Below are 23531 nucleotides of genomic sequence, written 5' to 3'. Positions count from 1 at the left end.
CGGGCGGTCAGTCCTCGTAGGGGTCGTAGTTGGCGGCGGTGCCGAAGTCACCGGCCTGGGTCGGGTCGATGACCGCGAAGCGGGCGCCGCTGGGATCCCGGAGGACCGCGACCCGGCCGATGCTGGAGTCGTACGGATCCACCCGCACGCGGCCGCCGAGGCCGATCGCGCGGCGGACCAGCTCGTCGGTGCCGACCTCCGCGTCGACGCCGAGGTAGAGCAGCCAGTGCGGCTTGGTGGACTCGGTGATGAAGTCGCGGATCATGCTGACCCGGGCGCACACCGACTCGTCCCCGAGGTACCAGACGGAGTAGTCCGAGCGGTGCTCGGTGCCGAACTGCTCGGCGCTGTAGCCGAAGAGCTCCTGGAAGAAGTTGTCCGCGGTCTGCGCCTTGATGGTGACCAGCTCGGCCCACATCAGGGTGCCCGGCAGCCCGACGTCGAACTGCCAGGACTCCTCGGGTTCCAGCAGCCCGAACTCGGCCCCGGCCGGCCCGACCAGCACCGTCTTGGCGCCCAGCCCGGGCACCTCGTTGCGCGGCACGGTCACCGTCGCGCCCAGCGCCACGGCCCGCTCCGCGAAGGCCTCGCAGTCCGCGGTGGCCAGGTAGAGCCGCCAGCTCGACTGGTCACCGGAGGCGGCCCGCAGGCTGGCCACCGGGAAACCCTCGCGCATGGCGATCACGTGTTCACCGGAGACCGGATCGCGATGGGTTTCGTACGTCCAGTCGAACAACCCGGAGTAGAACTCCTGGGCCCGCTCGAGATCCGTGGTGATCAGCTCTATCCAGCAGGGCATCCCCTCGTAGAGCTCCCACCGCGGCGGGGTAGTTCCCGGTACCACGACGGCCATTTCCTCACCCCCACCGGCTCGTCCAAGATCGTCTCGGATTCCATTATCCGCAATCGCCACGGCCGACTCGGGGCACTCGGATCACAATCCGGTGGAGCAATCGGACATACAGGACGAACTCGCGAGGAACGCGGTGTTCACCGGAGCACCGGCAGAAAACGCCACGCCCACCCGGCGCGGACCGGGTGGGCGTGGCGTTCGGACCAGGCTTCAGAGGCGGCAGGCCCTGATGTCGGAGGACAGGATGGCCTTGGCGCCGACCGCGGCGAGGCGGTCCATGATCGCCGGGGCGTCCTTGCGGGAGACCATCGCGCGCACCGCCACCCAGCGGTCGTCGGCCAGCGGCGACATAGTCGGCGACTCCAGGCCCGGCGTCACCTTGGTGGCGTCGTCGAGCAGATCGCGCGGGCAGTTGTAGTCCAGCATCACGTACTGCTGGGCGAACACCACGCCCTGCAGGCGGGCGATGAGCTGGTTCTTGGCCTGCTCGTCGTCCGAACCGCGGCGCTCGATCACCACCGCCTCGGAGTTGCAGATCGGCTCGCCGAAGGCGACCAGGCCGTGCTGGCGCAGCGTGCGGCCGGAGCCGACCACGTCGGCGATGGCGTCGGCGACGCCGAGCTGGATGGAGATCTCCACCGCGCCGTCGAGCCGGATGACGTCGGCCGTCACGCCGTGCTGCGCGAGGTCGTCGGTGACCAGCCTCGGGTAGGACGTGGCGATCCGCTTGTCCTGCAGGTCCGCGACGGTCCAGTCGTGCGGGCCCGCCGGGGCGGCGTAGCGGAACGTGGAGCCGCCGAAGCCGAGCGCGAGCCGCTCCTCGACCGGGGCGCCGGAATCGCGGGCCAGGTCGCGGCCGGTGAGCCCGAGGTCGAGCTCGCCGGAGCCGACGTAGATCGCGATGTCCTTGGGGCGCAGGAAGAAGAACTCGACGTCGTTGGTGGTGTCCAGGACGGTGAGGTCCCGCTGCTCATGGCGCTGCCGGTACCCGGCTTCCGCGAGCATCTCGGATGCGGGACCGGCGAGGGTGCCCTTGTTGGGCACAGCCACACGCAGCATGGAACTCGATCTCCTCGGCTATTCCTGGGTTGGGTTCACAGGTAGCGGTAGACGTCCTCAAGGGACAGTCCGCGCCCCAGCATGATGACCTGCAGCCGGTACAGCAGCTGCGAGATCTCCTCGGCGAGCTGTTCGTCCGATTCGTGCTCGGCGGCGATCCACACCTCGCCGGCCTCTTCGAGGACCTTCTTGCCCTGGGCATGCGTCCCGGCGTCGAGCGCGGCCACCGTCGCCGAGCCCTCCGGACGGGTCCGGGCTCGTTCCTGCAGTTCGGCGAACAACTCGTCGAAGGTCTTCACAGTCCACGATCCTTGCATCCCGGGCCGCCGAACCAGAAGGCGGACCCGCTCGTTTGCGGGTTTCATCACGGCGCGTCACCCGCCGGACACCTCAGTGGAACCCGGTGGTCGCCTCCAGCACCGCCCCGAGCGTGTCCTTGATCATGGCCAGCGCGGCGCCCCGCGGGCTCGACCGGCCGCCGGAGACTGCGACCGTCCCGGCTTCGCCGCAGTCGTAGCTGATCGCCTTCTCCGGCCCCAGCAGCGCGCCGAAGGTGCTCGCCGCGGGTTCGGCGCGCAGCTCGACGCGCACCAGCCCAGGCTCCTCGCGCTGCGCGCTGGCGACCTGCCGGAGCCGGTGGCCTTCCGGCACCGGCGGCAGCGGTTCGCGGATCGGCTCCGCCGCGACCGCGACGTCCGCCGGGTCCCAGCCCCACAGCAGGCCGGTGATCAGCCGGAGCTTGGTCGCGGCATCCTTGCCGGAGAGGTCGGCGGTGGGGTCGGCCTCGGCGATGCCGCGCCGCTGGGCTTCGACGACCGCACCGGCCAGGCCGTGACCTGCGGCGATCCGGTCGAGGACGAAGGTCGCGGTGCCGTTCGGGCAGCCCTGCACGGCGCGGACGTCGAAGCCGCGCAGCACCGAGCGGGCCAGGTCACCGGCCGGCATCGCGGCGCCGGTCGCCCCGGAGATCCGCACCGACCGCCCGGCCAGGCGCGCGGCCTCGTCGAGCTTCCGCCAATGCGTGAGCAGGTGCGACTTCGTCGCGGTCACGACGTGCGCGCCCTGCTGCAACGCCTGCAGGGCGTCCAGCGCGGGCTGGTCGCTGCCGTCCGAGGGCACGGCCTGCGCCAGCACCCGGGCGCCGGCGAGCAGTTCGGCGATCTCACCGGCGGGATCCCACTGTCCGCGGGACGGCACGGCGCCATCGACCCGGACCTGCGACTGCCTGCCGCGGACGGCGACGACGTGCAGGTCGGCGCCGTAGGTGTCGCGCCAGCGCGCGCGGTGCCGCCGGACCAGCTCGACGTACTCCCGCCCCACCGGCCCGTACCCGGCCAGGACGACCGGCACGTCGATCATCACGCCGCCCGGGCGAACAGCTCACCGAGGGCGGCGAAGTCCACGTCCGCCAGCGAGTCGCGCAGGACCCGGTGCGGGCCGGGCTGCAGCGGCACCTCGCAGGGGATGGCGATCACCAGGCAGCCGGCGGCCTCGGCCGCGGCCACCCCGGTCGGGGAGTCCTCGATCGCGACGCACCGCGCCGGATCGACGCCGAGCAGCCGCGCGGCCTTCAGGTACGGCTCCGGCTCGGGCTTGTTCTTGCCGTCCACCTCGTCGCCGCAGACCGTCACGTCGAACGAGTCCCGGCCGAGGGTTTCCAGCGCCAGCTCCGTCAGGGGACGGATCGTGGAGGTCACCAGCGCGGTGGGGATGCCCAGCTCGCGGGCCTCGCGCAGCGCCTCCGGCGCGCCCGGCCGCCACGGCAGGCCCAGCTCGAACAGCTCCTCCATGCGGGCCGCGACCCACTTCGCCGCCGCGTCGACCTCCGCAGTGCCGACTTCTTCCGGGACGCCCGCGATCCCGACATCGACCAACAGCATTCGCATGCTGCGGGTCATGTTGGAGCCGACCATCGCCTCCCGGGTCGCGTCGGTGAGCGCGCCGCCGAGATGCCGTGCGTAGTCGTCCAGCGCGATGGTCCACAGCTTCTCGGAGTCGACGAGCGTGCCGTCCATGTCGAACAGCACTGCGGCGGGCGAGTTCTGACCGGCGTCGCGGGTCACTCGGGGATCTCCGTTCCGGGAGGAGGTGTGGACCATGACCTCCACCAGTACAGCACCCGAGGTCCGGCCTCCCCCAGCGAAAGTGTTCAATCCCTCGTCCCCCGCCCCACCGGCCACGATCGGAGCAATCGACGCGCGGCCCGGGCCCGGTCGGCCCAACGCGGCGGCCCGAACGAGCGACGCGTGATCGTTCGGCCGGAAGGCGAGATCGGCTTCACCTACCTTGGAAGGCCGCATTCCCGTTGGGAGGAGGACGCGCATGGTGTTCAGCAGGACGGGCCGGGCCGCGGCGGCGTTGCTCGCGGTCGCGTTGCTGGCGCTCGGCGGAACGGCTGCGGCGCAACCGGAAAACCCGGAAACCTCGGCGGCGGGGAACAATCCGGTCTACTTCGTGCACGGCTACAACCCGGGCAGCGACGCGAACTGCAAGACCATCTGGGGCAACGCCGTCGACTACTTCGAGAAGCGCGGCTGGCCCGGCGGGCAGCTGAAGACCGTCGGCTACTACAAGGGCGACACCGGCTGCGACGTCTCGATCAGCGACGACAACACCACCGGCACGCGGATCAAGCACGTGGCCGCCGACTTCGCCAACTACATCTACGAGCACCACACGAAGAAGGGCGAATCGGTCGACATCGTGGCGCACTCGATGGGCGGGCTGGTCACCCGCGTCGCGCTGCTGGGTTCGGCCAAGGGCTGGTCGGGCTTCCCGAACGGGCCGCTGAAGGTCGGCGACGTCGTCACGCTCGGCACCCCGCACCGGGGCGTGCGCAACCCGGACGCCTCGGACACCACGCAGTGGAAGTCGATGGACCCGGACTCGGAGTTCATGCGCGTCCTGCACGCGCCGGAGAACCGCCTGAGCCAGTCCTGGGCGGCCGGGACGGACTGGACGTTCGCCGGCGCCAACGAGGACGAAACGGTCAGCGGCACGTCCGCGATCGACAAGGGCTACCACGCCGACCACAAGTTCCGGTACCTCAACGGGAACAGCCCGAAGGTGACGCACTCCGGCATCCGCGACATCGCCGGCGGCAAGCACAACCTCCGCTACTGGCACTCCAGCGAAGGCGTCCCACACGACACCGGCAACGGCTGGGCCCCGGTCAAGACCGCCTACGAGGCGGTGAACCGGAACGACGAGTGGTAGCTCAGGTGTTGAAGTACTTGGCCTCCGGGTGGTGGGCGACGATCGCGTCGGTGGACTGCTCCGGGTGCAGCTGGAACTCCTCGGACAGCGTCACGCCGATGCGTTCCGGCCGCAGCAGATCGACGATCTTGGCGCGGTCCTCCAGGTTCGGACAGGCGCCGTAGCCGAGCGAGAAGCGGGCGCCGCGGTAGCCCAACCGGAAGAACTCCTCCACAGTGGACGGATCTTCGGCCGCCACCGGCACGCCGGAGGCGAACAGCAGTTCCTGGCGGACGCGGCGGTGCCAGTACTCCGCCAGCGCCTCGGTGAGCTGCACGCCGAGGCCGTGGATCTCCAGGTAGTCGCGGTAGGCGTTGCGGGCGAACAGCTCGTTGGCGAAGTCGGCGATGGGCTGGCCCATCGTGACCAGTTGCAGCGGCAGCACGTCCACCTGCCCGGACGCCTCGGCGCGTTCCCGCGAGCGGAAGAAGTCCGCGAGGCACAGGTGCCGGTCGCGGGCCTGGCGCGGGAACGCGAAGCGGCAGCGCTCCGGCGCGTCCGCCGCGGGCCCAGCCAGCACGACCAGGTCGTCGCCCTCGGACACGCACGGGAAGTAGCCGTAGACCACCGCCGCGTGCTGCAGGATCCCCTCCGTGGCGAGCTGGTCCATCCAGTACCGCAGCCGCGGCCGCCCCTCGGATTCGACGAGTTCCTCGTAGGTCGGGCCGCCCTTCGCGCCGCGCAGCCCCCACTGGCCGAAGAACGTGGCCCGTTCGTCCAGGTAGGCGGAGTACTCGCCGACCGGCACGCCGCGCACCTCGCGCCCGCCCCAGAACGGCGGCGTGGGCACCGGAACGCCGGCGGCCACGTCCGAGCGGGTCACCGGCTCGGGTTCGGCCGCAGCCTTGCGCTTCTCGGCGATCCGCAGCGACCGCTCCCGGCGGGCCTTGCGCTCCGCCTTCTTCGCCTCCTCCGCCTGATCCGGGACGATCACGCCGCCGCGCTTGCGGGCCATGATGGAATCCATCAGCCGCAGGCCCTCGAAGGCGTCCCGGGCGTAGCGCACCTCGCCGCGGTAGAGCTCGTCGAGATCACCCTCCACATAGGACCGCGTCAGCGCGGCGCCGCCGAGCAGCACCGGGTACTTCTCGGCCACTCCCCTGGCGTTGAGCTCCGCCAGGTTCTCCTTCATGATCACCGTCGACTTCACCAGCAGCCCGGACATGCCGATGGCGTCCGCGCGGTGCTGCTGCGCGCTGTCCAGGATCGTGCCGATCGACTGCTTGATGCCGAGGTTGACCACGTTGTAGCCGTTGTTGGACACGATGATGTCGACCAGGTTCTTGCCGATGTCGTGCACGTCGCCCTTGACGGTGGCCAGCACGAGAGTGCCCTTGCCGGCGGCGGATTCCCGCTCCAGGTGCGGTTCCAGGTAGGCGACGGCGGCCTTCATGACTTCGGCGGACTGCAGCACGAACGGCAGCTGCATCTGACCGGAGCCGAACAGCTCGCCGACGACCTTCATGCCGGCCAGCAGGTTCTCGTTGATGATCTCCAGCGGCGGCTTCTCGTCCATCGCCGCGTCCAGGTCGGCTTCCAGCCCGTTGCGCTCGCCATCGACGATCCGTCGCTCCAAGCGCTCGAACAACGGCAGCGCCGCGAGTTCCTCGGCCCGCGACGCCCGGCTGGACTTCGCGGTCTGCCCCTCGAAGAGCTCCATCAGCTTCTGCAGCGGGTCGTAGCCCTCGCGGCGCCGGTCGTAGACCAGGTCGAGCGCGACCTCCCGCTGCTCGTCCGGGATCTTGTTCATCGGCAGGATCTTCGAGGCGTGCACGATCGCCGTGTCCAGCCCCGCTTCCCGGCACTCGTTGAGGAACACCGAGTTCAGCACCTGCCGCGCCGCCGCGTTCAGTCCGAAGGAGACGTTCGAAATGCCCAGCGTGGTGCGGACTTCCGGGTGCGTGCTCTTGAGCTCGCGGATCGCCTCGATGGTCTCGACGCCGTCCCGGCGGACCTCCTCCTGGCCGGTGGAGATCGGGAACGTCAGGGTGTCGATGATGATGTCCGACTCCGCCATCCCCCAGTTCGAGGTCAGGTCGTCGATCATCCGGCCGGCGACCCGCAGCTTCCAGTCCTTGGTGCGGGCCTGCCCGTCCTCGTCGATGCACATCACCACCACCGCGGCGCCGTGCTCGCGGACGAGCTCCATGACGCGGCGGTAGCGGGAATCCGGGCCGTCGCCGTCCTCGTAGTTGACCGAGTTGACCACGCACCGGCCGCCGAGGCGTTCCAGCCCGGCGCGCAGCACCGGCGGCTCGGTCGAGTCCAGCATCACCGGCAGCGTCGAGGCGGTGGCCAGCCGCGCGGCCAGCTCGGCCATGTCGGCGGCCCCGTCGCGGCCCACGTAGTCCACGCAGAGGTCGATCAGGTGCGCCCCGTCGCGGGTCTGGGCCTTGGCGATCTCGACGCAGGAGTCGTAGTCGCCCTCCAGCATCGCCTCGCGGAACGCCTTGGAGCCGTTGGCATTCGTGCGTTCGCCGACCACCAGCACCGACGCGTCCTGGGCGAACGGCACGGCCTGGTACAGCGAGCTGACGCCCGGCTCGGGCTGCGGCTCGCGCCGCGGCGGCGCCAGGTCGCGCACCGCCTCGACGACCTGGCGGATGTGCTCGCCGGTCGTGCCGCAGCAGCCGCCGACCAGCCGGGCGCCGTACTGCGTGACGAACTCGGCGAGCGCCTCGGCCAGCTCCTCGGGCGTCAGCGGGTACACCGCGCCGTCGGGACCGAGCTGCGGCAGCCCGGCGTTGGGCATCACCGACAGCGGCACCCGCGATTGCTTGGCCAGCTGCCGCAGGTGCTCGCTCATCTCGGCCGGACCGGTCGCGCAGTTCATCCCGATCAGGTCGATGCCCAGCGGCTCCAGCGCGGTCAGCGCGGCGGTGATCTCGGTGCCCAGCAGCATCGTGCCGGTGGTCTCCACGGTCACCTGCGCGATGATCGGCACCCGCCGCCCGGCCCGCGCCATGCCGCGCTTGGCGGCCAGCACCGAAGCCTTGGTCTGCAACAGGTCCTGCGAGGTCTCCACCAGCACGGCGTCGATCCCGCCGTCGAGCATGCCGACGGTCTGCTCCGCGTAGGCGTCGCGCAGCGCCTCGAAGGTCACGTGCCCCAGCGTCGGCAGCTTGGTGCCCGGCCCCATCGCGCCCAGCACGAACCGCGGCTGCTCGGCGGTGGCGAACTCGTCGGCGCATTCCCTGGCCAGCCGCGCGCCGCGCTCGGAGAGCTCGCGGATGCGGTCGGCGATGCCGTACTCGCCGAGGTTGGCCAGGTTCGCGCCGAAGGTGTTCGTCTCGATCGCGTCCGCCCCGGCCGCCAGGTAGCCGCGGTGCACGCCGCGCACCACGTCCGGGCGGGTGGCGTTGAGGATCTCGTTGCAGCCCTCCAGGCCCGCGAAGTCGTCGAGGCCCAGCGGCACCTCCTGCAGCATGGTGCCCATCGCGCCGTCGGCGACGAGAACCCGGCGCTCCAGCGCCTCCAGCAGCGGTGACCAGGGAGAATGCGGCATACCGACCAGCGTACGAGCGCATCCCAACCCAATTCCCACAGTGTGGTACGAGGCTCCCAGCGGCACGGGATCCCCGTCCTGGTCCCGCAATTTCCATTGAAATCGAAGGTTCGATTTCAATGGAAATTGCGGACCGCACGGGGGGGAGGGCTTCGGGCCGGCGCTCAGATGAGGCCTCGGTGCTGGAGGTAGCGGAACACCGCGATGCCGGGGAGGACCGGCAGCCAGTACGTCAGCAGGCGGGAGATCAGCACTCCGGTGACCGCCGCCGTCGCCGGCACGCCCATCGCTCCGAGGCCCGCGAGCAGCACCGCCTCGACCGCGCCCAGCCCGCCGGGCGAGGGCACCAGGTGACCGAGGGTGTTGCCGATGATGAACACGACCGTCACGGCCGTCCAGGAGAAGTCCGGGTGCAGCGCGGCCAGCGACGCGGCCAGCCCCAGCCCCGACACCACGAGGTAACCCAGCGCGCCGCCGAAGAGCTGGAGCGCGCGGACCGGGTGGCGCAACGTCTCCAGCAGCTCCCGGCCGACCTCCAGCGACGGCGCGACGATCCGGCGGCGGCCGAACGGCGAGGCGATCACGGCCGCCGCGATCACCACGACCGCGGCGGTGCCGACCAGCACCGGCCAGCCGGTCGGGATCGACAGGTTGGTGAACGTGCCGGACAGGCCGACCGCGAACACGCCGATCACGGCCACGACGAACGCCACCGCCCCGGTGCCCGCCTGGTTCAGCAGCGTCACCCCGACCGCCAGCGGGCGCCGCAACCCGAGGCGTTCCATGTAGACCACGTTGATGCCGAAGAACCCGGCGCCGCCGGGCGTGGTGCGCCCGGTGAACGCCGCCGCCATCTGCACCAGGAACGTCCGCCAGAACGGCAGCGGGATCCGGCTGGAGCCCTGCACGGAGATCGACGACAGCAGGATCGCGACGAACCCCGTCACGACCGCCACCGCCAGCCAGCCCCAGTTGGCGTGTCGCACCGCCGTGAGCACCTCGCCCATGCTGGACAGCTCCGGGAGCAGCAGGTACACCGCAGCGGCGATGAGCAGCAGGCCGATCACGGTGATCGGGCGGACCGGCGAGCGGAAGCCCGGGATCGGCAGGCCCAGCCCGTCCGCCAGGGTTTCGCGCAGCTCGGCCAGCAGGAAGCGCCCGCGCTCCGCCTGGCTCCTGATGCGCCGCGGCAGCGCCAGCGGCACCAGGTTCCGCAGCGCCGCCGCGAGCTGCTCGGCCGGCAGCGCGCTGATCGCGCTTCGCACCGCGCGCTCGGTGCCGACCACCGCCGCCATCGACACCAGTGCCTCGGCCAGGTCCTGGGCGAGGCGCGCCGCCTCCGCGCCCGCGTGGCTGAACGTGAAGCTGAGCAGCCACGGCCGGTTCTCGTCGTCCACCAGGATGTTCTTCGCGCGAAGGTCGTGATGGGCGATGCGGGCCGCGCCCAGGGCCGCGAGCTGCGCCCAGATCGCCGCGAGCAGCTCGTCATCGATCTCGTCGCCGCGCAGCTCCGACAGCCGGCGCCCGGTCACCTGGCGGACCACCAGCAGCGCGGGCGCGTGCTTGACGTCGCATGCGAGCACGACCTGCGGGGTTCGCACCCCGGCCCGTTCGGCGAGCAGCGTCACGTAGGCCTCGTGCTCCACCTCGTGGTGCGGCGTCGACAGGCGCGGCTCGTCCTGGACGTCGAGCATCGTGAGCAGGCGCTTGATCTTGTACCAGGGCCCGGCGCGGCGGCTCATCCGCCGCACCACCTTGGCGCGCAGCGTCCACCCCGCCGTGGTGCCCACGGCGAACTCCCGCGGATCCAGCAGCCGGTGGCGCAGCGCGACGATCCAGGTCGGTTCCAGCCCGGCCAGCTCCAGCTCGCCCAGGATCACCTGGCCGGAGATCTTCCGCCCCGGCGCGCCCCAGACGACGTGGCAGAGCAGGCCGACGCCCCACCCCAGCAGCGCGCCACCCACGGCGTCCAGCGGCAGGTGCCCGCCGAGGTGCACCACCGCCACCCCGACCAGCACGGCGAGCGCCCACCCGAGGTACCGCGCGGTGCGGCCCAGGTAGGGCGCGGCGACCACCGCCAGCACGGTCACGATGGCCACTTCGCCCGCAGGGAACGGGAAACCGCCCGGCGGCCCGGGGAACGGCACGGGCACCGGACGAACGCCCAGGACGTGCTGCATGAGCCCGGCCAGGGCCCAGGTCGCCGCGCCCGACACCGCGCACAGCAGCGCCACCCGGATCCAGCCGAAGTACATCGCCACCGCGGTGGCCCCGGCGATCCCGGCCCAGCCGCCGACCCAGGTGAGCACCACCCACAGCGGGTCGATGACCGCCGGGATCCGCTCCAGCTGCTGGTAGACGGCGAGCTCGACGGGGTTGGCGGGCACCAGGACCAGCAGCACGCTCAGCGTGAGCAGCCCGCCGACGAGGCCCAGCTGGGCCAAGTCCTTCGGGCGGCGGCCGATCGACAACCGCAGCCGGGAACTCGGGGATATCCCGGTCCCTTCGCTCGGTGACGCTCCGGTGCTGTCCACTGGCTGGATCGGCTTCCCTCGACCGCTGACACCCACGGTGACTCGGGTAAAGGGTCTGGCCCCGGCTCCCTCCCGTCAAACCGGGATGCGGATCGTTCCACCACGGCACCGCACTGCAAGCGACCACCGCCGCTTGGAAAAACAGCGGCCCCGGGTGTTCGCGCGCAGCGGATGATGTTCGGCGGGGACGTCGGGCGCTCGCGTCGGCGTGGCGTCGTAGGCTGGCGCCGTGACCGATCGCGACGCACACATCACCGGACAACAGCGCGCCGAACTGCCCCCGCTGACCGACCCGATCGTCGTCAGCGCCTTCGAGGGCTGGAACGATGCAGGCGACGCCGCCAGTTCCGCGATCGAGCACCTGCAGCTCATCTGGGACGCGGAGCCGCTCAGCGAGGTGGACCCGGACCCGTACTACGACTTCCAGGTCACCCGCCCCACGGTCAAGCTGGTCGACGGCATCACCCGCCAGGTCTCCTGGCCGACCACGCGGCTGACGGTCTGCCGCCCGCCCGGCTGCGATCACGACGTGGTGCTGGTGCACGGCATCGAGCCGAACATGCGCTGGCGGGCGTTCTGCGCCGAACTCGTCGAGCAGATCGAGCGGATCGGCGCCCGCACCGTGGTCACCCTCGGCGCCCTGCTCGCGGACGCGCCGCACACCCGGCCGGTGCCGGTCAGCGGCGCGGCCTACGACACCGAGTCGGCGGCCCGCTACGGGCTGGAGCGCTCCCGCTACGAGGGCCCGACCGGGATCGTCGGGGTGTTCCAGGATGCCTGCGTGCAGGCCGGGATCCCGGCGATCTCGTTCTGGGCGGCGGTGCCGCACTACGTGTCGCAGCCGCCGTCGCCGAAGGCCACGCTGGCGCTGCTGCACCGGGTCGAGGAGGCGCTCGACGTGGAGGTGCCGCTGGGCAACCTGCCCGAGCAGGCCGAGGAGTGGGAGCAGACCGTCAGCGAGATGGCGGAGGAGGACGAGGACGTCCGCAACTACGTCCGCGCGCTGGAGGAGCGCGGGGACGCCGAGGTCAAGCTGACCGAGGCCAGCGGGGACGCGATCGCCGCGGAGTTCGAGCGCTACCTGCGCCGCCGCGGTCCGGGCGGCCCCGGTGGCAAGGGGCCGCTGGGCCCCGGCCCGGGCTGACCGGCACTTTCGCGGCCGTTGGCGACTAATGGACTGGACCTTGACGCGAGCAATGGTCTAGTCCATTTTTTGTTGTGCCCCAGATCACTCCCTACGGATCGGAGCACTCCCATGCCACGGATGCGCACCGCGCTCGCCGCCCTGGTCGGCCTGGTCGGGCTGACGCTGCCCGCCACCGCCGCGGCCGCCCCCGAACCCGCCGCGCCGGACATCCCGGCCCACGCCCTGGTCGGCTACCTGCACGCCAGCTTCGCCAACGGCTCCGGCTACGTGCGCATCGCCGACGTGCCCGCCGAATGGGACGTCATCGACCTCGCCTTCGCCGAGCCCACCTCCCCCACCTCCGGCCGGCTGGAGTTCAACCGCTGCCCGGCCGCCGAATGCCCGAACGTCGAGACCGACGAGGAGTTCATCGCCGGCATCAAGGCCAAGCAGGCCGAGGGCAAGAAGGTGCTGCTGTCGGTCGGCGGCGCCAACGGGCAGGTGCGGCTGGAGACGGAGGGCGCGCGCGACGCCTTCGTCGAATCCGCCGCCGCGATCATCGACCGCTACGGCCTCGACGGCATCGACATCGACTTCGAGGGCCACTCGCTGGAACTCGCCCCCGGCGACACCGACCTGAAGAACCCGACCACGCCGGTCGTGGTCAACCTGATCGCCGCGCTCCGGGCGCTGAACGAGCGCTACGGCCCGGACTTCGTGCTGACCATGGCGCCGGAGACGTTCTTCGTCCAGCTCGGCTACCAGCACTACGGCGGCGGCTCCGGCGCCGACCCGCGCGCCGGCTCGTACCTGCCGGTGATCGACGCGCTGCGGGCGGACCTGGACCTGCTGCACGTCCAGAACTACAACTCGGGCCCGATCATGGGCCTGGACGACCAGTACCACACGATGGGCACCGCGGACTTCCACGTGGCGATGATCGACATGCTGCTGACCGGCTTCCCGCTGGCGAAGAACCCGGACAACACCTTCGCGCCGCTGGCGCCGGAACAGGTCGCCATCGGCCTGCCCGCGGCCAACCCGGCGGGCAACGGCTTCACCCCGGTCCCGGAGGTCCACAAGGCGCTCGACTGCCTGCGCGCGGGCACCGGCTGCGGCCCGTACCGACCGCACGGCACCTATCCGGCCCTGCGCGGCCTGATGGCGTGGTCGATCAACTGGGACGCCTACCACGGCAACGAGTTCGCCAAGGCCCACGACACCTACTGACCCGGGCGTCGGGTGCCTGCCGCCGAACCGCTCGGCGGCAGGCACCCCAGCTCACCGCACCCGGTGGATCAGGTGGATCGGCGGCGGGCGAAGAACATCCCCACCGCTCCGAGGGCGAGGCCCACGACGGCCGCGATCGTCACCGGGAGCCAGGGGAAGGGCCGATCGGTGCGGGTGGCCGCGCGGAAGTCGGGGACCGCGTTCGGGTCGCCGACCTGGCCCTTGCGATCGACCGTGGTGCCGTCCGCCCAGCCGTTGCCCAGGTCGCAGTTGACCCGGTCGCGCGCCGAGATCGACCCCTCCGGCAGCGACATGTCCAGGCTCTCCGCCCTGGCCGTCACCCCCGGCGGCGGCTCGACCGCCGGCTTGCGGATGCCGAACTGCTCCTTGGTGCGCGCCTCGACGTCCGCCACCAGGTACTCGGTGAGGTCCAGGCCGTCCATCGCCCACTTGTTGCTCCAGTCCGTGAGCAACGCGCGGGCCCGCGGGGCGTCGCCGGCCCGGTACGCCTCGGCCGCCTGCTGCTCGACGCCGCCGATCTCGCCGAGCATCTGGGCCTCGAAGCCCTCGAACGACTTCGTGACGTCGCCGAGGAACACCTCCGGCCGGTCGCAGGTGTAGTACATGAGCCGCTTCGACACGTAGGTGGCCGAGCGGGTCGCCTCCTGCGCCGCGTACTCCGGGCTCAGGTAGTTGGCCGCCGCCCCGGACGTCAGGTAGCGGTGCTGGCCGTACTCCGGCGGCACGGTTTCGGCACCGATGTGGAACGGGATGTACGGCGCGGTGATCGCGGCGGTGTTGGCCACCCACAGCGTCGCGAGCTCCGGATGCGCCAGATCCGCCTTCAGCTCGGCGACCTGCCCGTAGCCGGAGCGGTCGTCGGACCAGCGCGGGTCGCGGACCATGCGCTGCATGTCCACCAGCGAAACCTCGCCCAGCCGCCGCAGCTCCTCCTCCAGCGTCGGCGGATGCCGCCACGGCGCCTCGTCGTCCGGGGTGGACTTGCCGGGATGCCCCGGGAACGGCGTGCCGTAGACCTGCTGGACGTTGAACGGCCTGCCGTCGGCCGGGTTCCACCAGCCCTGCTGGACCGCGAAATCGACCAGGTTCGGCGAGCCCATGTGGTCCGGGTCGTTCCGGAAGTCCACCGGGAAGTCGCCGATGTAACCCGGATAGGACACCCGCACGTCGTCGGGCCCGAGCCGCTCGGCCGCCCACAGCCCCTTGCCGCCGGCGAACTCGATGAACACCCAGCCCTCGTTGGCATCGGCGAACAGGTGCGAGTTCCCGCCGTAGGTGGTGTAGCCGTACCGGTCGATCAGATCGCCGAGGATCTGCACGGCCTCGCGCGCGGTGTGCGCCCGCTCCATCGCGATCCGCGACAGGTCGCTGTAGTTCGGCCCGGTCTGGCCGGGCGGGGTCATCTCGACCAGCTCGGGCCGCGAGTCCGACCACACGTCGCGCGCCGCCACCTGGTACTCGTTCAGCCCGCCGTTGGTGAGCGGGGCCGGGAACCCGGCGAACTCCGAGTAGTTCGAGGTGATGTACTTCGCGGTCTCCGGCACCTGCGGGATCTGCGTCAGCCGCCCCGGCAGGTCGGCCTCCTCGGTGGCGCCCACCGTGATCGTCGAGCCGGGTTCGTGCTGCTGCCGGGGCACGATCTCCAGCCAGTGGCTGGAGGGCTCGTGCCCGAACCCGCCGAGCAGCGTCGCCCCGCTCTCCGTCCGGTTCTTGCCGACGTAGAAGGCGATGCTCTTGTCCGGCATCGGCCGGACCTGCTGCTGCGGCGGGGTGGCCGGATTGGCGACGGCGATCGGCGCGGCGAGCACCGCCACCGTCACTGCCAATCCGAGCGCACCGCACCGATGTCGGAGCCGCGACACGACAACCTCCTGGATTGAGATGATCAGTCGCGCCTTTTTTAGCCCAAACGGGCGAATATTCTCAACTGAGGCTGCTGAGGTACTCCTCGGCTCCGGCCGGGTCGAGGAACCAGGACTCGAAGTCCGCCGGGTCGTCGAAGCCGTTCGCGAAGCGGTTCCGGATCGCCGGGATCTCCACCGCCGCGCCGAGCAGCCGCTGCACGTGCGGCGGCGGTCGCAGCATCGCGTTGCTCCAGACCGTCACGTGCCGGGCGTAGTCCCAGAACCGGTCGAAGGTCTCCTGCATCCACTCGGCGTGGAACGGCCGGTCCGCTCGCCGCACGATGCTGTCCAAATAGGACTCCGCCGCCTTGCTCGCGCTGTTGACGCCCTGCCCGGTGACCGGGTCGGTAACCACCACCGCGTCCGCCATGCCCAGCACCGCCGCCCCGGAGGGCAGCCGCGCAACCGGCTTGCGCACCACCGGGGTCACCCCGCCGGCCAGGATCGCCCGGTCGTCGGTCAGCTCCGCGTCGGCGAACCGCTCGTGCTCCCACGGCAGGTGGGCGCGGAGCAGCTCCAGCATCCGCGCCCGGTGCTCCGCGGGACCCGGGCGATCGGCCCAGCAGTCCAGCGGCCCGCCCGGGACACCCTCGAAGAACAGGATGTCGCACGGCCCGCCCTCGGTGTAGCCGGGAATGACGAAGACCTCGCCCACGCCCGGCACCGAGTTGAACCGGACCAGCCCCGAATCGTCCACATCGGACGACCGCGCGACGCCGCGCAGGTAGGACACCGCGAGCGCCCGCTGCGGCTCGGCGAACGGGGACCACCCCGGGTCGCGTTCGAAGATGCGGCCGAGCTTCCCGGCACCCGCCGCGACCAGCACCAGGTCGTAGCCGCGGCTCAGCTCGTCCAGGTCGGACACCTCGATGTCGCGGTACTCGACGGCGCCACCGCGCTCGGCGAAGAGCTCCAGCCACCCGGCCATCTTCAACCGCTGGTCCACCGACTGCGCGAAGTCCGTCAGCTCGCCCCGCCAGTCCAGCACCCGGGAGCCGTCCGGGCCGCCCACCGACAGCCGCAGCCCGGTGATCTTCGGCGCCTGCTCCTCCCACAGGTTCAGGCCGTGCTCCCTTTCGTACCCGAGCGCGGTCCGGAACATGACCTGCGTGGACATCACCCGGCCGCCCCGGATCTCCGCCGGCGTCCGCGCCGAGATCAACGTCACCTCGTAGCGCAGCGCCTGCAGGCTGAGTCCCAGTTGCAACCCGGACTGCCCCGCCCCGACGATCAGGACCTTCCGCATCTCCCCGACCACCTTCCCTTGGTCTCCCCGAACTCCCGGGCGCAGCAGACCCATTCCGCCATTCGTCGCAGCAGATTGGTCCATTGCTCCCAGTAACCGAGGAAGATCCAACCAGACGGGGTTCGCGAAGTCCATGCGGCATGCGGGCTCGATCCACGAGTGGTGCATACCACGCGCTGACCGGCTACTTTTGCCGAATTTAACGCAGATCTGGAACCGGATCCAACAGCTCCACCAGAAAAGTGAGCGGAAGCCGAACAATCGGCTTCCGCTCACTCTCCGTGTTGATCGCCGGTTCTAGAGCTCGACGCCGAGCAGCGCGTCGACGGCGGCGCGGATCAGCCCCGGCGCGCCGCGGTCGGAACCACCGGCGGTCAGCGCCTCGTCGGCCCAGGCGTCGATCGCGGTCAGCGCCTGCTGGGTGTCCAGGTCGTCGGACAGCCGCTCGCGCAGCCGCGCGACCGCCTGCTCCGCCGCCGGAGCCGACTCCAGCGCGACGGCCTCCCGCCAGCGCGCCAGGCGCGCGGCGCCGCCGGTCAGCGAGTCCGCCGTCCACTCGCGGTCGGCGCGGTAGTGGCCGTCCAGCAGCGCCAGCCGGATGGCCATCGGGTCCACCCGGTCGCCGCGCAGCCGCGACACGAACACCAGGTTGCCCTTGGACTTCGACATCTTCTCGCCGTCCAGGCCGACCATCCCGGCGTGCACGTAGTGCTTGGCGAACGGGAACTCGCCGGTGAGCGCTTCGGCGTGCGCGGCGCTGAACTCGTGGTGCGGGAAGATCAGGTCCGAGCCGCCGCCCTGCACGTCGAAACCGAGCCCGAGCCGGTTCAGCGCGATCACCGAGCACTCCAGGTGCCAGCCCGGCCGGCCGGCGCCGAGCTCGGACTCCCAGGACGGCTCGCCGTCGCGGGCGGCCCGCCACACCAGCGCGTCCAGCGGGTGCTCCTTGCCGCCGCGGTCCGGGTCGCCGCCGCGCTCGGCGAAGAAGGCGCGCATGGTCGCGTCGTCGTAGTTGGACTCGTAGCCGAAGCGGCCGGAGGCCTGGTGCCGGAAGTAGATGTCGGGGTACTCGTCGTCGACCCGGTAGGCCGCGCCGGAGGCCAGCAGCTTGCCGACGGCCTCGACGATCTCCGGGATCGACTCGACCGCGCCGACGAAGTCCGCCGGCGGCACCACCCGCAGCGCCGCCATGTCCTCGCGGAACAGCGCCGTCTCGCGCATCGCGAGCACGATCCAGTCCTCGCTGTCGCGCTCGGCGCGCTCCAGCAGCGGATCGTCGATGTCGGTGACGTTCTGCACGTAGTGCACCTGGTGACCGTTGTCCAGCCAAACCCGGTGGACCAGGTCGAACGCCAGGTAGGTCGCGGCGTGGCCGAGATGGGTTGCGTCGTACGGCGTGATGCCGCAGACGTACATCCGCGCGACGGGCCCGGGTTCGGTGGGCCTGATCTCACCGGCGGCGGTGTCGAAGAGGCGCAGGGGGCTTGGTGTGCCCGGCACCTGAGGCACGGGAACCGATGACCAGGGTTGCATGCATCCGACCTTAAACGTCCGGGGCCGGTGGACGCCCCCACCCGGGTCATCGGCAGTATCACATCGTGGGAAGATCGGCAGCTCGCCGACGCGGCCACCGGAAACCAGATCTTGTCGGAACTATTCGGATTCCAGTCAGGAACTTACCAAATCCGGCCCCGGAAAAGATCAATTAACGGGCCGGGGAAACCGGTCGAAACGACGCATATCCACCCGCCTTGATCATTTGAAATCGTCGCTTCGCAACGCTGGCTCCGAGGTGGGATCATTCAGTTGGAAAAGTTGAATATTCGCACGTCAGAAGACTGGCAATAACCCAGCCATCCGGCCTCGAACTCGAAAGAGAACGCCCGTACCGCGATCAGTTCCGCGCCCGAATGACTGGACAAGCCCAACTCGCTACGTATGATCAATGCCCGCACGAAAGGACTCGAACGCGAATCCGCGGCCCGCCTGAATTGATCGGCTGGATCCGGCGATTCACGCGGCCCCCGGCGCCCGGGCGAAGCTCCCGGCACCGGCGAAGCAGTGGAGGCGATCGGTGACATCGGTACGCGTGGAACGGCTCTACAAGATCTTCGGGCCGCAGCCGACGGAGCTCGTTCGCCGCCTGGAGGCGGGAGCCGACCAGGAGGAGATCAAGGCGGCGGGCGCCACCGCCGCGGTGGTGGACGCGTCGTTCGACGTCAAGGAGGGCGAGACCTTCGTCGTCATGGGGCTGTCCGGCTCCGGCAAGTCGACGCTGATCCGGATGCTCAACGGGCTGCTCACGCCCACCTCGGGCAGCGTTCTCGTCGACGACGAGGACATCACCGGTATGTCCGCCGCGGCGCTGCGGACGATGCGGCAGCAGAAGATGAGCATGGTCTTCCAGCACTTCGCCCTGTTCCCGCACCGCACCGTGCTGGACAACGCCGGTTACGGGCTGCAGATCCGCGGCGCGAGCAAGTCCGAGATCGCCGAACAGGCGCGCGAGGCGCTGAACCTGGTGGGCCTGGAGGGCTGGGAGGAGCGCTACCCGCAGCAGCTCTCCGGCGGCATGCGGCAACGCGTCGGGCTCGCCCGCGCCCTGGCGGCGCAGACCGACGTGCTGCTGATGGACGAGGCGTTCAGCGCGCTGGACCCGCTGATCAAGCGCGAGATGCAGGACCAGCTGCTCAACCTCAACGCCAAGCTCAGCAAGACCATCATCTTCATCACCCACGACCTGAACGAGGCGATGCGCCTCGGCGACCGCATCGCGATGATGCGGGCGGGCCGGATCGTGCAGATCGGCACCGCCGAGCAGATCCTCAACGAGCCCGCGGACGACTACGTCGCCACGTTCGTCGAGGACGTCGACCGCAGCCGGGTGCTCACCGCGGCATCCATCGCCGAGCCGCCGGGCACCACGCCGCCCGACGGGGAACCGGTGCCCGCCGACACCCCGATGAAGGACCTGTTCGTGCGGATGAGCACCCGCGCGGCACCGGTCCCGGTGGTCGACGAGCAGCACCGGGTGATCGGCGTGGTCACCCCGGCCGCGGTGTTCGAGGCCCTGTGCCGCGAGGCCAGGGTGCCCGGCACCGGGCCCGCGATCGAGGAGGCGTCCGATGTCTGAGGCACTCCGGCTCGCAGCCGAGTTCGAGCTGCCGCGAATCCCCATCGGCGACTGGTTCGCGGCCCTGGTCACCTGGCTGAACAGCAACATCGGCCCGGTGTTCGACTTCATCGATCTCGTGCTCCGGTCGTCGGTGGAGGGCCTGAGCTACGTGCTGAACTGGCTGCCCGACCTGGTCATGGTGCTGGTGTTCACCGCGCTGGCGCTGTGGCTGCGCAGCTGGCGGTTCGGGCTGTTCAGCCTGATCGGCTTCGGGCTGATCGCCAGCATGCGGATGTTCGAGTCGGCCATGCAAACCCTGTCGCTGGTCCTGGTGGCCAGCGTCATCGCGGTTGCCATCGGCATCCCGGTGGGCATCCTGGCCGCCCGCAACCGCAAGGTGAGCGGGGTGGTGCGGCCGGTGCTGGACCTGATGCAGACCATGCCCGCGTTCGTGTACCTGATCCCGGTCATCTTCTTCTTCAACATCGGTGAAGTGCCCGGCGTGGTGGCCACCGTGATCTTCGCGCTGCCGCCCGGGGTCCGGCTCACCGAGCTGGGCATCCGGCAGGTGGACACCGAGGTGGTCGAGGCGGGCGAGGCGTTCGGGGCGCCGGCCCGCAAGATCCTCACCGGCATCCAGCTACCGCTGGCCATGCCGTCGATCATGGCCGGCATCAACCAGGTGATCATGCTGGCCCTGTCGATGGTGGTCATCGCGGGCATGGTCGGCGCGGAGGGGCTGGGCACCGACATCTACGAGGCGGTCACCCGGGTCCGGCTCGGTCAGGGCTTCGAGGCCGGGCTGTCGGTGGTGATCCTCGCGGTCTACCTGGACCGGATCACCGCCGTGCTGTCGGACCGCTCGCCGGTGGCGCGAGCGGAGCGCAAAGCGGCCAAGACCGGCTGAGTCCGCTCGGCGGTCGTCTTGGAAAGGCAGGTAGGAATGTTGAGCAGAAGACCACGAAGACTTGTCGCGCTCCTCGCCGCATTGTTCGCCTTGGTGCTGGTAGCCGCGGGCTGCGGTGGCAGGGAAACCGGGACCGGTCAGGAGGCCAAGGCGATCAACATCGGCTACATCGCCTGGGACGAGGACATCGCCGTCACCTACCTCTACAAGGACCTGCTGGAGCGGCGGGGCTACAAGGTCAACATCACCGAGCTGGAAGTCGGCCCGATCTACGCCGGTCTCGCCCAGGGCAACCCGGACCTGTTCCTGGACGGCTGGCTGCCGGAAACCCACGGCGACTACTGGAAGCAGTACGGCCCGCAGCTGGAAGACCTCGGCGTTTGGTACAACCAGGGCACGTTGAACATCGCGGTGCCCAAGTACCTGACCGGCGTGAACTCGATCGCCGACCTCAAGGGCAGGGGCGGCGAGTTCAACGGCGTGATCACCGGCATCGACCCGGGGGCGGGGTTGAGCCGGACCACCAAGGACAAGGCCATCCCGGCCTACGGGCTCAGCGGCGAGTACACCCTGCAGAGCTCGTCGACCACCGCGATGCTCGCCTCGCTGGAGAAGGCGATCGGCGAGCAGAAGCCGATCGTGGTGACGCTGTGGCACCCGCACTGGGCGTACGCGAAGTACCCGCTCAAGGACCTGCAGGACCCGCTGGGAGCGATGGGCAAGGCCGAGGAGCTGCACGCCATCGGCCGCGCGGGCTTCAGCCAGGACTTCCCCGAGGTCACCGAGATGATCAAGAAATTCAAGCTGACCGACGAGCAGCTCGCGTCGCTGGAGAACGAGATCAACAGCGCCCAGCGGGGCCAGGAACAGCAGGCCGCCAGGAAGTGGGCCGACGCGCACCCGGAGGTGATCAACTCCTTCGCACCGGGGCAGTGACGTGAACCCCGAACGGCTGGCGGGGCGTGCCCCACCGGCCTTTCGCGTTGCCGCTACTGGGGGTTCCGGATGCCGTCGATGAGGCGGGTCCAGTTGTCGCCGCCCTTCCCGGCGGCGATGGCCCGGTCGTAGTGCGCCTTGATGGCGCGCGGCAGTTCGAGGTCGATGCCCGCGGCCTCGCTGGCGGCCAGGATGTGGTCGGCGGTCGCGCCCATCATCTTGGCGGTGCTCAGGTGGCCGGGGTGCTCGCCGCTGTCGACCTGCTCGGCGGAATCCGGCAGGAAGTGGGCGGCGAGCTGCAACACCTTCGCCGCCCACGGCGCGAACTCCTTCGCCGGCACGCCCGCCGAGCCGAGCAGCGCCGCGCCGTGCAGGAAGGCCGACAGCGCGGTCAGGAAGACGTCGAGGTTGGCCTGGTAGAACAGTTGCGCCAGGCCGGGATCATCGCCCATGTAGTGGGTTTCCCCGATGCGCCGCAACGTCTTCTCGTGCGCGTCGTAGACGTCCTTCGGCCCGCTGTAGTACACGTAGGACGCTTCGGTGCCGACCACCGGGGCGGGCACCATGACGCCGCCGGTGAGGAATCGGGCGCCGCGCTGCTCGGCCCACTCAGCCGCCTCGCGGGTCTTCTCCGGGGTGTCCGAGCTGAGGTTGACGATCACCTTGCCGCCGAAGTCCTCGACCTGGCCCAGGATGTCGTACATCGCCTGGTAATCGGTCAGGCTCAGGATCACGATGTCGCTGGCCCCAACGGCTTCGGCGGGGGTGGCGGCGCGCACGGCACCGCGCGCGACCACGTCATCCGCACGGCTCGCCGTCCGGTTCCACACCGTCACCGGATGCCCGCCATCGAGCAGGGCCCCGACCATCGCCTGCCCCATCGGCCCCAACCCGATCAGGGTGACGTGCTCATTCATGTTGTGCTCCAAGGGGATTTCGTTGGGATGTCGCGCGGGATTCACGCGGGTTCGCGGATCCCGTCGATGAGCCGGGTCCAGCTGTCGCCGCCCTTCCCGGCGGCGATGGCCCGGTCGTAATGCGCCTTGATGGCGCGCGGCAGTTCGAGGTCGATGCCCACGGCCTCGCTGGCGGCCAGCAGGTGATCGGCGCTCGCCCCCATCATCCGGGCGGTCCCCAGGTCTCCGGGGTGCTCGCCGCGGTCGATCTGCTCGGCGGCGGACGGCAGCAGGAACGAGTTGGTGTTCAGGTTCTCCACCGCCCAGGGCAGGAAGTCCTGCGCGGACACCCCGGCCGAGCCGACCAGCGCGGTGGCGTGCAGGTAGGCCGCCAGGCTCACCAGGAAGAGATCGATGTGCGCCAGGTAGAACAGCTGCGCCAGGCCGGGGTCCTCGCCCACGTGGTGCGGTTTCCCGATCAGCCGCAACGTCTGCTCGTGGGCCTCCAGGAGTTCCGCCGGCCCGCTGTAGAACACCTTGGCCGCCTCGGTGCCTACGATCTCCGCGGAGGCCAGCACGCCGCCGGTAAGGAAAGCGCCGCCGCGCTGCCGCACCCACTGCACCGCCTCGCGGGACTTGTCCGGGGTGTCCGAGCTGAGGTTGACGATCACCTTGCTGCCCAGGTCCTCGACCGGACCCAGGATGTCGTACATCGCCTGGTAATCGGTCAGGCTCAGGATCACCAGCTCACCGGCCGCGACGGCCTCGGCAGGGGTTGCAGCACGCACGGCACCGCGCGCGACCACGTCGTCCGCACGGCTCGCGGTCCGGTTCCACACCGTCACCGGATGCCCGCCATCGAGCAGGGCCCCGACCATCGCCTGCCCCATCGGCCCCAGACCGATCAGGGTGACGTGCTGATTCATGTCGTGCTCCAGGGAGAT

Annotated in this window: 18 protein-coding genes; 6 read left to right on the top strand and 12 right to left on the bottom strand. The window is 70.5% G+C overall.

Features of this window, described 5'->3' with window-relative positions:
* Positions 1 to 7 precede the first annotated feature (7 nt).
* The 5 genes from AB0H93_RS11430 to AB0H93_RS11410 form a co-directional block, all read right to left on the bottom strand.
* The gene (locus tag AB0H93_RS11430) at positions 8 to 853 is read right to left on the bottom strand and encodes a VOC family protein (RefSeq protein ID WP_132480508.1); all 846 of its coding nucleotides are present in this window, start codon (positions 851 to 853) and stop codon (positions 8 to 10) included.
* A 210-nt stretch (positions 854 to 1063) separates the two neighbouring features.
* Positions 1064 to 1912, bottom strand: coding sequence for an ATP phosphoribosyltransferase (gene hisG / locus AB0H93_RS11425; protein WP_358571048.1), 849 nt, complete (start codon positions 1910 to 1912; stop codon positions 1064 to 1066).
* A gap of 35 nt (positions 1913 to 1947) precedes the next feature.
* Positions 1948 to 2211 carry a phosphoribosyl-ATP diphosphatase gene (locus AB0H93_RS11420; protein ID WP_093260198.1) on the bottom strand — a complete coding sequence of 88 codons (264 nt, stop codon included), beginning with the start codon at positions 2209 to 2211 and terminating at the stop codon, positions 1948 to 1950.
* Positions 2212 to 2302: 91 nt separating this feature from the next.
* Positions 2303 to 3271: a homoserine dehydrogenase gene (locus AB0H93_RS11415; protein WP_358571045.1), complete on the bottom strand. Its 969-nt coding sequence runs from the start codon at positions 3269 to 3271 to the stop codon at positions 2303 to 2305.
* Positions 3271 to 3975 (bottom strand): HAD family phosphatase, encoded by a 705-nt coding sequence (locus AB0H93_RS11410; RefSeq protein WP_358571042.1) that lies wholly within the window; start codon positions 3973 to 3975, stop codon positions 3271 to 3273. Before AB0H93_RS11410 ends, AB0H93_RS11415 begins: the two co-directional genes overlap by 1 nt.
* A 259-nt stretch (positions 3976 to 4234) precedes the next feature.
* Between AB0H93_RS11410 and AB0H93_RS11405 the strand changes: the two genes are divergently transcribed.
* Positions 4235 to 5128 carry a hypothetical protein gene (locus AB0H93_RS11405; RefSeq protein WP_358571039.1) on the top strand — a complete coding sequence of 298 codons (894 nt, stop codon included), beginning with the start codon at positions 4235 to 4237 and terminating at the stop codon, positions 5126 to 5128.
* Between the two features lies 1 nt (position 5129).
* Here AB0H93_RS11405 and metH read toward each other — a convergent pair whose 3' ends face one another.
* Positions 5130 to 8672 (bottom strand): methionine synthase, encoded by a 3543-nt coding sequence (gene metH / locus AB0H93_RS11400; protein ID WP_358571036.1) that lies wholly within the window; start codon positions 8670 to 8672, stop codon positions 5130 to 5132.
* 164 nt (positions 8673 to 8836) lie between these two features.
* Complete coding sequence (locus tag AB0H93_RS11395) at positions 8837 to 11206, bottom strand: lysylphosphatidylglycerol synthase domain-containing protein (protein ID WP_358571033.1); 2370 nt, start codon at positions 11204 to 11206, stop codon at positions 8837 to 8839.
* Positions 11207 to 11456: 250 nt separating this feature from the next.
* On the opposite strand from AB0H93_RS11395, the gene AB0H93_RS11390 reads away from it, so the two are divergent.
* Both AB0H93_RS11390 and AB0H93_RS11385 read left to right on the top strand, forming a co-directional pair.
* Entirely contained in the window at positions 11457 to 12350 is an 894-nt protein-coding gene (locus tag AB0H93_RS11390) for a PAC2 family protein (protein WP_132481062.1), read from the top strand.
* A gap of 111 nt (positions 12351 to 12461) precedes the next feature.
* The gene (locus AB0H93_RS11385) at positions 12462 to 13562 is read left to right on the top strand and encodes a chitinase (protein WP_358571030.1); all 1101 of its coding nucleotides are present in this window, start codon (positions 12462 to 12464) and stop codon (positions 13560 to 13562) included.
* 68 nt (positions 13563 to 13630) lie between these two features.
* Here AB0H93_RS11385 and AB0H93_RS11380 read toward each other — a convergent pair whose 3' ends face one another.
* The 3 genes from AB0H93_RS11380 to mshC form a co-directional block, all read right to left on the bottom strand.
* Positions 13631 to 15403, bottom strand: coding sequence for a C69 family dipeptidase (locus tag AB0H93_RS11380; RefSeq protein WP_358571451.1), 1773 nt, complete (start codon positions 15401 to 15403; stop codon positions 13631 to 13633).
* 103 nt (positions 15404 to 15506) lie between these two features.
* Entirely contained in the window at positions 15507 to 16733 is a 1227-nt protein-coding gene (locus AB0H93_RS11375) for a styrene monooxygenase/indole monooxygenase family protein (protein WP_358571027.1), read from the bottom strand.
* Positions 16734 to 17030: 297 nt separating this feature from the next.
* Positions 17031 to 18266 carry a cysteine--1-D-myo-inosityl 2-amino-2-deoxy-alpha-D-glucopyranoside ligase gene (gene mshC, locus AB0H93_RS11370; RefSeq protein WP_358571024.1) on the bottom strand — a complete coding sequence of 412 codons (1236 nt, stop codon included), beginning with the start codon at positions 18264 to 18266 and terminating at the stop codon, positions 17031 to 17033.
* 541 nt (positions 18267 to 18807) lie between these two features.
* Between mshC and AB0H93_RS11365 the strand changes: the two genes are divergently transcribed.
* The 3 genes from AB0H93_RS11365 (at position 18808) to AB0H93_RS11355 (ending at position 21691) form a co-directional block, all read left to right on the top strand.
* Positions 18808 to 19866 carry a glycine betaine/L-proline ABC transporter ATP-binding protein gene (locus AB0H93_RS11365; protein WP_358571021.1) on the top strand — a complete coding sequence of 353 codons (1059 nt, stop codon included), beginning with the start codon at positions 18808 to 18810 and terminating at the stop codon, positions 19864 to 19866.
* A complete protein-coding gene (locus AB0H93_RS11360) occupies positions 19859 to 20755 on the top strand; it encodes a proline/glycine betaine ABC transporter permease (protein WP_358571018.1) in 897 nt (298 codons plus the stop codon). The genes AB0H93_RS11365 and AB0H93_RS11360 overlap by 8 nt, the downstream gene beginning before the upstream one ends.
* Positions 20756 to 20848: 93 nt before the next feature.
* The gene (locus AB0H93_RS11355; protein WP_358571015.1) at positions 20849 to 21691 is read left to right on the top strand and encodes a glycine betaine ABC transporter substrate-binding protein; all 843 of its coding nucleotides are present in this window, start codon (positions 20849 to 20851) and stop codon (positions 21689 to 21691) included.
* Between the two features lie 53 nt (positions 21692 to 21744).
* On the opposite strand, the gene AB0H93_RS11350 is transcribed toward AB0H93_RS11355, so the two are convergent.
* Both AB0H93_RS11350 and AB0H93_RS11345 read right to left on the bottom strand, forming a co-directional pair.
* Positions 21745 to 22608, bottom strand: a complete 864-nt coding sequence (locus AB0H93_RS11350; protein ID WP_358571012.1) for an NAD(P)-binding domain-containing protein — start codon at positions 22606 to 22608, stop codon at positions 21745 to 21747.
* A gap of 41 nt (positions 22609 to 22649) precedes the next feature.
* Complete coding sequence (locus tag AB0H93_RS11345) at positions 22650 to 23513, bottom strand: NAD(P)-binding domain-containing protein (RefSeq protein WP_358571009.1); 864 nt, start codon at positions 23511 to 23513, stop codon at positions 22650 to 22652.
* Positions 23514 to 23531 lie beyond the last annotated feature (18 nt).

The organism is Saccharopolyspora sp. NPDC050642 (genome assembly GCF_040654735.1).
Lineage (GTDB): Bacteria > Actinomycetota > Actinomycetes > Mycobacteriales > Pseudonocardiaceae > Saccharopolyspora > Saccharopolyspora elongata.
This window is presented reverse-complemented; position numbering and strand designations above follow the sequence as displayed.